The 10736-nt window shown below is 67.8% G+C and carries 9 protein-coding genes; 2 read left to right on the forward strand and 7 right to left on the reverse strand.

The features are described from left to right. Positions 1 to 79 precede the first annotated feature (79 nt). Together J5M73_RS27480 and J5M73_RS27485 are read left to right on the forward strand one after the other, a co-directional pair. Positions 80 to 676, forward strand: a complete 597-nt coding sequence (locus J5M73_RS27480) for a TetR/AcrR family transcriptional regulator (RefSeq protein WP_207816567.1) — start codon at positions 80 to 82, stop codon at positions 674 to 676. A 160-nt stretch (positions 677 to 836) separates the two neighbouring features. Continuing rightward, positions 837 to 2015 carry a sugar transporter gene (locus J5M73_RS27485; protein ID WP_102863094.1) on the forward strand — a complete coding sequence of 393 codons (1179 nt, stop codon included), beginning with the start codon at positions 837 to 839 and terminating at the stop codon, positions 2013 to 2015. Positions 2016 to 2190: 175 nt separating this feature from the next. Here the strand turns inward: J5M73_RS27485 and J5M73_RS27490 are convergent, their stop codons facing one another. The 7 genes from J5M73_RS27490 to J5M73_RS27520 all read right to left on the reverse strand — a co-directional run bounded on the left by J5M73_RS27490 (position 2191) and on the right by J5M73_RS27520 (position 10648). Continuing rightward, the gene (locus tag J5M73_RS27490) at positions 2191 to 3405 is read right to left on the reverse strand and encodes an MFS transporter (RefSeq protein WP_207816568.1); all 1215 of its coding nucleotides are present in this window, start codon (positions 3403 to 3405) and stop codon (positions 2191 to 2193) included. A gap of 3 nt (positions 3406 to 3408) precedes the next feature. Then, a complete protein-coding gene (locus tag J5M73_RS27495; protein ID WP_347709995.1) occupies positions 3409 to 4239 on the reverse strand; it encodes an ABC transporter ATP-binding protein in 831 nt (276 codons plus the stop codon). Further along, positions 4236 to 5303, reverse strand: a complete 1068-nt coding sequence (locus J5M73_RS27500) for an iron ABC transporter permease (RefSeq protein WP_207816569.1) — start codon at positions 5301 to 5303, stop codon at positions 4236 to 4238. The genes J5M73_RS27495 and J5M73_RS27500 overlap by 4 nt, the downstream gene beginning before the upstream one ends. After that, entirely contained in the window at positions 5300 to 6433 is a 1134-nt protein-coding gene (locus tag J5M73_RS27505; protein ID WP_207816570.1) for an ABC transporter substrate-binding protein, read from the reverse strand. The genes J5M73_RS27500 and J5M73_RS27505 overlap by 4 nt, the downstream gene beginning before the upstream one ends. Next, positions 6420 to 7301 carry a PepSY-associated TM helix domain-containing protein gene (locus J5M73_RS27510; RefSeq protein ID WP_207816571.1) on the reverse strand — a complete coding sequence of 294 codons (882 nt, stop codon included), beginning with the start codon at positions 7299 to 7301 and terminating at the stop codon, positions 6420 to 6422. The genes J5M73_RS27505 and J5M73_RS27510 overlap by 14 nt, the downstream gene beginning before the upstream one ends. 7 nt (positions 7302 to 7308) lie before the next feature. Next, positions 7309 to 9540, reverse strand: coding sequence for a TonB-dependent siderophore receptor (locus J5M73_RS27515; RefSeq protein WP_115580317.1), 2232 nt, complete (start codon positions 9538 to 9540; stop codon positions 7309 to 7311). Between the two features lie 205 nt (positions 9541 to 9745). After that, positions 9746 to 10648, reverse strand: a complete 903-nt coding sequence (locus J5M73_RS27520) for an AraC family transcriptional regulator (RefSeq protein ID WP_102863102.1) — start codon at positions 10646 to 10648, stop codon at positions 9746 to 9748. Between the last annotated feature and the right edge of the window lie 88 nt (positions 10649 to 10736).

Genomic DNA, 10736 nt, shown 5'->3' on the forward strand with positions numbered 1-10736 from the left:
TCGTCGCGGCGCCTTGCGCCAACCCACTGACCGGCCCCTGCCGGTCAGTTTCCTTGTCCTGACGAGATACCCGACCCCCATGGCTGGAAGACCCCGCGAATTCGATCGCAACCAGGCGTTGCGCCAAGCGCTTGAGCTGTTCTGGGCCCGTGGATTTGAAACCACTTCCATGGCCGATCTGGTGGCGGCCCTGGGGATCGCCTCGGCGCGGATCTACGCCGCCTTCGGTTCCAAGGAGGCGCTGTTTCGCGAGGCCATCGAACTCTATGAAAGCCACGAGGGCGGTTTTGCCGACCAGGCCCTGGGCGAAGCCAGCGCCTATGTCGCCATCGAGCGCATGCTCAAAGAGGCGGTGGCGCTCTACACCCGGGCCGGTCATCCCCAGGGCTGCATGGTGGTGTCCTCGGCGGTGAACTGCTCCAGTGACAACGACGGCGTGCGTGAGTGGCTGGCCGAGCATCGCCGGGCCCGTACCGCCAGCATCATCCAGCGCCTGGAAGCGGCGGTGCAGTCCGGCGAACTGCCGGCACACACCGATGCAACTTCCCTGGGGGATTATTACTCTACGGTGCTGCACGGGCTGTCGGTACAGGCCCGGGACGGGGTCACCCAGGCGCGCCTGCTCAAAGGGGTGACGCTGGCCATGACGGTCTTCGAGGCGGCGCAGGGCAACTGACCAGGCGCCTGCCAGCCTGTGTCGCGCAAAAAAACAGGCAGCGACACCGTGCGCCAGCTGCGCAAGCGGGCAGCCCCCGGTCATGGTTCCTGGCCCGGGTTGTGCATTTTTATCGGGTCCTGGACCTGTTCGATCATCGATAGAGTATTACGACCCGCCCATGAGCAACTCCGCGGCTACACCTCAAGGTAACTGGCAGCCGGTCATCGCGTTGGCGCTGGCGGCCTTTGTCTTCAACACGACGGAATTCGTGCCGGTGGGGCTGCTCAGCGCCATCGGCGCCAGCTTCGACCTGCCTACCGCGCGGGTCGGGCTGATGCTGACCATCTACGCCTGGATCGTGTCCCTGACCTCGCTGCCGGTGATGCTGCTGACCCGTAACGTCGAGCGGCGCCGGTTGCTCACGGTGCTGTTCGGGCTGTTCATCGTCAGCCATGTGCTGTCCAGCCTGGCCAACAGCTTCGGCCTGTTGATGCTCAGCCGCATCGGCGTGGCCCTGGCCCATGCCCTGTTCTGGTCCATCACCGCGTCACTGGCGGTGCGCCTGGCGCCGCCGGGCAAGCAAGTGCAGGCCCTGGGCCTGCTGGCCACCGGCACTTCCCTGGCCATGGTCCTGGGCATTCCTCTGGGGCGTCTGCTGGGCGAAGCCCTGGGCTGGCGTACCACCTTCGGCGTGATCGCGGCGATGGCCGGCTTGCTGGTGCTGTGGTTGATCCGTACCTTGCCGCTGCTGCCCAGCCAGAACTCCGGCTCCCTGCGCAGCCTGCCGCTGCTGTTCAAACGCCCGGCGCTGGTGGCGATCTATGGGCTGACGGCCCTGGTGGTCACCGCGCAATTCACCGCCTACAGCTACATCGAGCCGTTCATCAAGGTAGCGGCGGGCCTGGGGGGCGATGTGGTGACCCTGATCCTGCTGGTGTTTGGCGGTGCCGGGATCATCGGCTCGCTGCTGTTCAGCTGGCTGCACCGCCACAGCCCCCAGGGCTTCCTGCTGACGGCGGTGACCCTGCTGGCGCTGTGCCTGAGCCTGCTGTTGCCCCTCAACGGCCATGTCTGGTCCCTGGTGGCGCTGAGCGTGGTCTGGGGCATGGCGATCATGGGCTTCGGCCTGGCCCTGCAATCCAAGGTGCTGGTGCTGGCGTCGGACGCCACCGACGTGGCGATGGCGATGTTCTCCGGGATCTACAACATCGGCATCGGCGGTGGTGCGTTGCTGGGCAGCTGGGTCGGCGGACAGTTGGGTTTTGCCTATGTCGGGCTGGCGGGCGGCGCCCTGGCGGGCCTGGCCTTACTGCTGTACAGCCTGGCCCTGCGGCGCATGGCCCGCAGCAACGTGTAGCCGCTGCCGCAGGCTGCGAACGGCTCCGCAGGAGACGCGGCGGCCTTGCAGGCGCCGGAAGTTCGGCGGTCGATCGCCAAGCAAGGTCCTGCGGACCTTCGCGCAGCCTCGCCAGAGGCTCGACAGCGGCTACAGTGGGGCGATGTCGAGCATGCGCGCCGTCCGCCCGCCAAGGTCAGCGGCGTCGGGCTTCGGGCCAGCAGGCCACCAGCACCAGCAGCAGCGCCGCCAGCAGGTAGGGCAGGCGCGGCTCCACCGCGTAGATCAGGGTGCCCGCCAAGGGCCCGACCACCACCCCCAGGCCCTGGGCCGCGCCGACGGAGCCGGCAGTGGCGCCTTGCTCGGCAGCGTCCACTGCGTTGCTGGCCAGGGCGGCAAAGGAGGGGAAGATCCAGCCCATACCGGCCGCCGAGACAAAGAACCCCAGCCACAGCACCCAGGCGTGAGCGGCGAGGATGCTCGCGGCAAAGCCCATTGCGGCCACCAGGGCGCCGACGCGGATCATCCGCAGTGGCGGCCACTCCAGCTTGCGCACCAGCAGTTGCGAGGCAATCAACGCCAGCCCCACCAGGGTCAGGGCGACACCGGCGGTCTGCGCCGCCTCCGCCGGACCCATGCCCAGGCGGTCGAGGGCGAAGAAGCCGACGGTGATCTGCGCCATGGCCACGCACAGCATCGAGACGAACGCCACCAGCAGCGGCCGGCGCAGGCGCGGGTCGCTCAGGCGCACCGACTTGGGCGGTTGCTTGAGGTGCAACTCCTGGCGCGGCAGCCGCGCCTTGAGCAAGGCGAAGCCCAGCAGCGGCAGCAGCGCCAGCACATAGAACGGCAGGCTCAGGCTGTAGCGGGCCAGCAGCGCGGCAATCGCCGGGCCCAGAACCAGGCCGCAGGCGTTGGCCGCCCCCAGCGAGGCCATGGCCCGAGCCCGGTGCTCGGGCTCGATGTTGTCGGCGATCAGCGCGTAGCCGCCCACCGGAATCGCCGCGTAGAACACCCCGATCAGGCCGCGTCCCAGCAGCAGCCCGGCAAAGGCCAGGATGGCCGAGGGCAAGGCGTGCAGCGCCAGGTCGATGAATAGGCTCAGGGCGAGAAAGGCCAGGGTGAAGCCGCCGGTGCCCAGCAGCAGGATCTGCCGTCGGCCCAGGCGGTCACTGGCCCGGCCCCAGGGCCGGGCCAGGAGCATCCAGATCACCCCGGAAACGGTCACCGCCATGCCCGCCTGCCAGGTGGCCAGGCCGAGAATCCGCGCAATGGGACCGATCAGCGAGACAAAGGCCATCATCGCCATGGTGCAAGCCAGGTTGGCCAGCAGCAGTGGACGCAGGTTGAAGGCCGGGGCGGCCTGGGGCGTTTCCAGGGTGTCGAAGGGCAGCTGTTGCATGTCGCTCATGATTTATCCCAGGGCTGAGTGAGAGGGCAGGCGGCCGTCGACCATCACCAGCGGTCGACCGCGCACCTGCTCCAGGCGGCCGTCGACGCCATAGACGTCGCGCAGCAGCTGTTGGTTGATCACCTCCAGGGCCGGTCCGGCGGCGGCCAGACGGCCGTTGTGCAGGACCACCACCTGCTGGCTGAAACCCAGGGCCAGGTTGATGTCGTGGACCACCACCAGGGTGATCAACTGGCGTTCGCGGGTGGCCCGGGTAATGGCCTCCACCACCTGGCACTGGTGGTACAGGTCCAGGGCGCTGGTGGGTTCGTCCAGCAGCAGTACCCGAGGCTGGCGCACCAGGGCCTGGGCCAGCCCCACCAACTGGCGCTGGCCGCCGGAGAGGGCATCGATGGGACGGTCGGCCAGGGCGGTGAGGTCCAGGTCCCGCAACACCTGTTCGACCCCGTGTAGCACCGCGGCGCTGGGCCGCCCGGGGGCGAAGCCGGCACCGCGATGCCCGGCCATGGCGGCACTGAGCACCGCTTCGAAGGCGCACAGGCGGGTGCGTTCCGGCAGGCTCTGGGGCAGGTAGACGATGTGCTGCGCGCGCTCGACCTGGGGCAGGCGGTTGAGGTCGACGCCGTCGAGCAGCACCTGCCCGGTGGTTTTCTGCAACCCGGCGATGCCCCGCAGCAGGGTCGATTTGCCCGCCGCGTTGGGGCCGATCAGCGCGGTCAGGCTGCCGGGGGCCAGGGGCGGCAGGCTCACGTCGCGCAGTACCTGTTGACTGCCGTAATGCATGTTCAGGCCGGCTGTGCACAGCCCGGGCGTGGAGGGGGCGTTAAGGCTCACAGGACACCTCGACGGTTGCGCATGACGATGGCCATGAAAAACGGAATGCCCACCAGGGCGGTGACGATGCCCACCGGCACCAGCACCCCGGGAATCAGGGCCTTGCTGGCGATGGAGGCCATGGACAGGATCAGCCCGCCGCTGAGCACGCTGGCCGGCAGGAACAGCCGATGGTCTTCGCCCACCAGCAGGCGGGCGATGTGCGGGGCGATCAGGCCGATAAAGCCGATGGTGCCGACAAAGGACACCGCCAGGGCCGACAGCAGGCTGATGCGCAGCAACGCCAGCAGGCGCAGGCGGCCGACATCGATGCCGAAGCTGCGGGCCCGTTCCTCGCCCAGGGTCAGGGCGGTCAGGGCCCAGCTTTGGCGCAGGGAAAACGGCAGGCACAGGGCCAGGGCCAGGGCCAGCAGGGCGAGCTTTTCCCAGGAGGCCCGGGCCAGGCTGCCCAGGGTCCAGAACACCAGTTGCTGCAGGCTGTCCTGGGTGGCGACGAATTGCAGCAGGGCCACCAGGGCGTTGAAGGCGAACACCAGGGCGATGCCGAACAGCACCAGGCTTTCCACGCCGAAGCCACGCCAGCGCGCCAGCAGGTAGAGCAAGGCCACCGAGGCCAGGGCAAACAGGAAGGCGTTGGCCGAGATCAGGTACTGCGCCGGCACCCCGGGAAGGCCCAGGCCCAGGACAATCGCCAGGGCCGCGCCAAAGGCCGCGGCGGCGGACACGCCGAGGGTGAAGGGGCTGGCCAGCGGGTTGTCGAGCACGGTCTGCATCTCCGCTCCGGCCAGGGCCAGGGCCGCGCCCACCAGCACCGCCATCAGCGCGTAGGGCAGGCGCACGTTCCACACGATCACCGCCTCGACCCGGGGCATCGAGCCCGGGTCCCAGAGCACCTGCAGCAGGCGCGAAAGGCTCATGCCCGAAGGCCCGGTGGTGATGTCCAGGGCCAGGGACAGCAGCAAGGCCAGAGCCAGCCCGGACAACAGCAGCACCCGGCGGCCATGGCGCTTGCGGTAATGCCCGCTGGCGATGCTGTCCTGCACCTCGGTGGCGGCCCGGGTCATGGTTTCAGGCTCGTGGCGAACACGCCGCTGGCGGGAATCGGCATGAAGCGCTGGTACAGCTCGCGGCGGGTCTGGTCCGGGTCCAGGTCCTTGAACAGCTCCGGGTGCAGCCACTTGGCCAGGGCCTGGACCGCGATCAGGTGCTCCGGCGAGTCGTAGAAAATGTGCCACAGGCCATGCACATTGCCCTCGCGCACTGCTCGCAGCTCGTTCAGCGGTGGGCGCTGGGCGGCCTGGCGCAGGCTGTCCCGGGCCTGTTGCAGGGTGGCGGAATAACCCAGGGTCACGCCGCCCTGGCCGGCAGCGAAGACCCCGGTGGCGACGTACACATCCGGATCGCTGGAAAGGATGTACTCCACGTTGAGCACGCCAATGGGCCCGGGAATGCGCCCGTCGGCGATGTTGCGCCCGCCGGCCAGCTTGATCATTTCGCCGAAGTTGCCGGTGCCCGGGGAGCCGCAGCAATCCTGCAAGCCGGCGAGCATGTCGATGAAGATCTTCGGCTGCTGGACCTTGCCGGCCTTGGCCAGGGTGTCGCTGACCCGGGCCAGGGACTGCTGGTAGAAGGCGATGAACGCCTCGGCCTGCTGTTCACGGCCCAGGGCCTGCCCCAGCAGGCGCATGCTGGGCACGGTGTTGCTCAGGGGATGGTCGCTGAAGTCGACGAAGATCACCGCCACTCCAGCCGCTTCCAGCTGCTTCACCGCTTCGCTGTCGGGGCTGGGGCCGTGGCCGCCGCTCAGGGCCATGATCGCCAGGTCCGGGTGCACCGCCAGGGCCTTTTCGACGCTGAAGGTTTCGGCGGACGTGCCGCCTACCAGCGGCACCTTGTCCGCCTCGGGGAAAGCCTTGTGGTAGGCCTCGTAGCCCTGCACGTCGAGGCCGCGAAAGTCCCCTTGCCAACCAGCGAGACGGGCGAAGGGATTCTGGCCTTCGAGCAGCGACAGGGAATAGATCATCCGGCCTTCCCCCAGGAGGATGTGTTCGACCTTGTCCGGCACCTGGACCTGGCGTCCGGCCAGATCGGTGAGGGTCGCGGCGCTGGCCGTGGCGGCCCACAGCAGGCCCAGGGGCAGCAGGCCGAGCAAGAGCCCGCGCTGGGCGCGGCGCAAGAAATCACGGTGTGTCATGTAAGGTTTCCTTGAACGATTGAACGGCCCGGCGGGCGACGCGCTTGCGCCACCACAACAGCAGGCCGGTGATGTACAGCAGGGGTAATGAAAGGCCGCAGACAAACCCCAGCCAGGCGCCGGGAGCCCCCAGCAGCAGATGGCCGTGGGCGGCGGAAAACAGCGGCTTGACCGCCATCGGCGTGGCTGTGAGCCAGCCAAACAGCTCCGGGCGCGCCAGCCAGGCGCCGCTGCCGGCAATCAGCAGCAGCGGCAGGCACAGCCACGCGGCGGCCAGGTTGTGCCATTCGCGCAGGCGCCGGGGGCCCTGGCTACCGGGGCGTAGGCTGGCGGCTTTCCACCAGCTGCGGCGGCCCGGCCACCACAGGTACAGGCCGCTGCCCAGCGAGCCCAGCAGCACCAGGCCGCACAGCAGCACCAGGGTCGAGCCCAAGGCCCGCGGCAACAGCAGGCTGCGGTGCAGCGCCACCAGCTTGGCCAGCCACAGGTCCTCGAAGACGAAGAAGCCCCGGGGCGCGCCGTTGTAGGGATCGATCATGGCGATGCCGGTGCCGGGACGCTCCTTGAGGGCGCCGAAGACGATCACGTTGTCCGATTCGAGAAAGCCCTGGCGCGGAGGGGCTGCGCCGAAGACCTTGTGCAACTGCGGGTAGGCGTCGGAGGCGGCCCTGATCCAGGCGTCCTGTTCCAGCCGCGTGCCGTGCTCGCCGGGGGCCAGTTGCAGCATCGCTGCACCGACCTCCCAGCGCAGGATCGGGCCCTTGAGCTCCAGCAAGGCGCCGCTCAGGCCCAACAACGCCAGGAGCAGCCCCAGGCTCAGGGCCAGCCAGCGATGCAGCCGCAGCCAGAGTTCACGCATGGGCAGCATCGGCGGCTTACCAGCGGTAGCGCAGGCTGGCGATGACGCTGCGGTCATAACCGGCGCTGCAATTGGTCAGCGAGCAGCCTTCGTAGTAGCGCTTGTCGGTGAGGTTGGTGGCGTTCACCGCCAGGCGCAGGCCCTTGGCCGCCGGGATCAGCTTGTCGAAGTCGTAGTGCACCGCCGCGTCCAGCAGGGTGTAGGAGGGCACGCTGACGGTGTTGGCGGCATCGGCTTCGGTAGACCCGATGTAGCGCACGCCGGCGCCAAAGCCGAGGCCACCGAGCGGGCCTTCGGGCAGGGTGTAGTCGGCCCACAGCGAGGCCATCTTTTCCGGGGTGTCGGTGGGGCGCTGGCCTTTCTCCAGCGGGTTGTTGCTCTTGCTCACCTCGGCGTCGTTGTAGGTCAGCGCCGCCAGCAGGTCCAGGCCCCGGGCTAGGCTGGCCTTGCCTTCAAGCTCGATGCCGCGCACGTTCACCTCGCCGGTCTGCAGGGTGTTCAGGCGTTGGGCCGGGTCGGCGGTCTTGACGTTTTCCTGGGTCAGGTCAAACAGCGACAGGGTGATGTAGCTGTCGATCCCCGGTGGCTGGTACTTGACCCCCACTTCCGATTGCTTGGCGCTGGTGGGCTTGTACGGCGTGCCGTAGAAGTTGGTGCCCAGTACCGGGTCGAAGGACGTGGAGTAGCTGATGTAGGGCGCCAGGCCGTTGTCCGCCAGGTACACCAGGCCGGTGCGGTAGGTGAACTTCTCGTCGTTCTGCTTGCTGCCGCTGTCGTTCATGCGGTTATCGGTACGGGCGCTGGAGCGGTCCTGGCGGCCACCGACGCTGAGCACCCAATGCTCGTCGAAGGTGAACTGCTGCTGGGCGTAGACCCCGACCTGATCGGCGCGCTGCACGGTGTTGGTGAACGGCGTGTTGGGGTTGAACACGCCGCCATGCACCGGGTTGTAGATGTCGATGGACGAGGCAGCGCCGCCGCGCAGGTAGTAGTCCTCGCGGGTGCGCCGGTAGTCGACCCCCAAAAGCGACACCATCTGCGTATTGCCCAGGTTCCAGCGGGCCTGGACGTTGTTGTCCAGGGAGTAGGTGTCGCCGACGATGCGGAAGCGATAGGCGGCGCGGTTCAAGGTGCGCAGGTCCGGGGCCAGGGACATGCCGCTGGCGGTGTTGGTCAGCAGGTTGACGTGGCCGTAGCGGGCGCTGGAGTTGAGGCTCCAGACATCGTTCAGGCGCTGCTCCAGCAGGTAGCCCAGGGAGTACTGGGTGCGGTCGTTGTCCAGCCCCGGTTCATCGAGGAAGACGTTGTGCTTGAGCTTGCCATTGGGGTTGCCGAGCAGGGTGCCTTGGGCCGGCAGGGACACCCTGGGTGCGCCGAACGCATCCTGGGTGTAGTCGGCCAGCAGGGTCAGGCGGGTGTCGTCGTTGGGCTTCCAGGTGAAGGAGGGCGCGAAGTACTGCTTGTCGTCCTTGATGTGCTCGAACTGGGTGCCGCTGTCGCGTTCCAGCCCCACCAGGCGATAGAGGAACTGCCCCTCATCGTCCAGCGGGCCGCTGAAGTCGAACTGGCCCTGGGCCCGGTCGAAGCTGCCGCCCTGGATCTGCACTTCATGGAAGGGCTGCTCCAGTGGGCGCTTGCTGATCTGGTTGACCACGCCTCCGGGCGAGTTCTGGCCGAACAGCACCGAGGCCGGGCCCTTGAGCACATCGATGCGTTCCAGGCCATAGGCTTCGACCTTGGGCCAGGCCTGGGCGGTGTTGCCCTTGAGGCCATCGCGCAGCATGCCGGTGGTGACGTCGAAACCACGGATCGAGATCGTGTCGAAACGCTGGCTGGCGGCGGTGGTGTTGGCCTGGACCCCGGCGGTGTAGCGCAATGCCTCGTTCACCGACTGCACCTGCTGGGCGTCCATCTGATCGCGGGTGACCACGGAAATCGCCTGGGGAATTTCACTCAGCGAGGCGTCGGTCTTGGTGCCGCTGAGGCTGCGCTTGGCCACGTAGCCGCTTTGCTGGCCGGTCGGCGAGTCGATCTGGGTAGCGCTGATCACGCTGGTGTCCAGGGTCAGGGTGTGGTCCTTGTCGGCCTCGCCATCGGCGGCCAGGGCGGCGCCGGCCTGGGTCAGCGACAGGCCCAGGGCCAGGCCATGGATCAGGCACGCCAGCGGGCTGCGGCGCAGCGCCGGACGCAGGACCGGACAATCGGCCGGCCAACCTTGGGTGTTTTGGTGCGCAACGCGGCTACCCATGCTTCACTCCGTGATGGGGATTAAATGAGAATGCAAACGTATCTCATTTGTGCGCCTGGGTTGCCGGCTAAAACTTTGGCTTGAGCGACCATTTCTTTCGTTTGCGGCACCGCGCGGGCAGGGCGCCCGGGGCAACAGGCGCGCGGTTCGACAGCGCCGGGCTGCGGCGTTGTTCAAGGTTCCAGGCATGCAAGACCAGGGCGATTCAGCGCAGGGACTTGGGCGACACCCCGAAGCGCTTGCGAAAGGCGGTGGAGAAATGCGCCGGGCTGTAGCCGACCCGATAGGCCGCGCTGGAGACATTGGTCTCGCCGCTGGCCAGCAAGCGGTAAGCCTCGCCCAGGCGCTGCTCCTGCAGGTAGGCATAGACGCTGGTGCCGAACACCTGGCGAAAGCCGGCGGTGAGCTTGCGCGGATTGAGGCCCACCTGACGCGACAGCTCCGACAACGACGGCGAGTCCTGCAATGAGTTGAGCAGCAGGTCCCGGGCGGCGTGGATACGTTCGATGTCCGCCGCGCTGCCGGGGCTGTCCTGCAGCGGCCGCGACTCGGCATGGGCAAGGATGCCCTCGACCCCCAGGGCGGTGAGCTCCAGGGCCTTGCCTCCCAGGTAGAAGGAGCGGGTCGGGCCTTGCAGCGGGCAGGTGAAGATTTGCTGGGCCAGGGCCAGCAGTGGCTTGCTGGCCGGCTGGCAGAACAGCATCGGCCCGCCGCCCCGCGGGTCCAGCAGGCGCTCGGGTTCCAGGCCGGCATTGCGGATCGACGGGAAGTCCAGCTGCACCGTGGTGTAGCGCACCGGTACGCCACGGGCGAACAGGTGGTCGCCGCAGTGCTCGCCCTGGTTGGCCACGGCGCACAGGGTCGGGCCGCGAATTTCCACTTCCGGTTGGCCCTCGACCCGGCAATTGAGCTGGCCGCTGAGCACCAGGATGATTTTCAAACCTTGCCAGAGCGGCTCTTGCATCCACATCTGGCTGTCCATCAGCACAGTCCCGGTGGACAAGGTGATTTCCGGCACCACCGCCGCCGTGCCGGCGTGCTGCGGATTGGGAAACTGCAGGGTGAAATCCCTTTGGACAGGCTGCGGCGCAGCGTGGGGGCTGAGCATGGCGAACTCCCTGTGAACCCGAAAAAGAGGCCATAAGCTATCAGGAAAATCCGCCCCTGTAATTAAGAATGATTATCCTTTAGCTTTC

It is taken from the genome of Pseudomonas sp. 50_B, assembly GCF_017491625.1.
GTDB classification, from domain to species: domain Bacteria; phylum Pseudomonadota; class Gammaproteobacteria; order Pseudomonadales; family Pseudomonadaceae; genus Aquipseudomonas; species Aquipseudomonas danubii.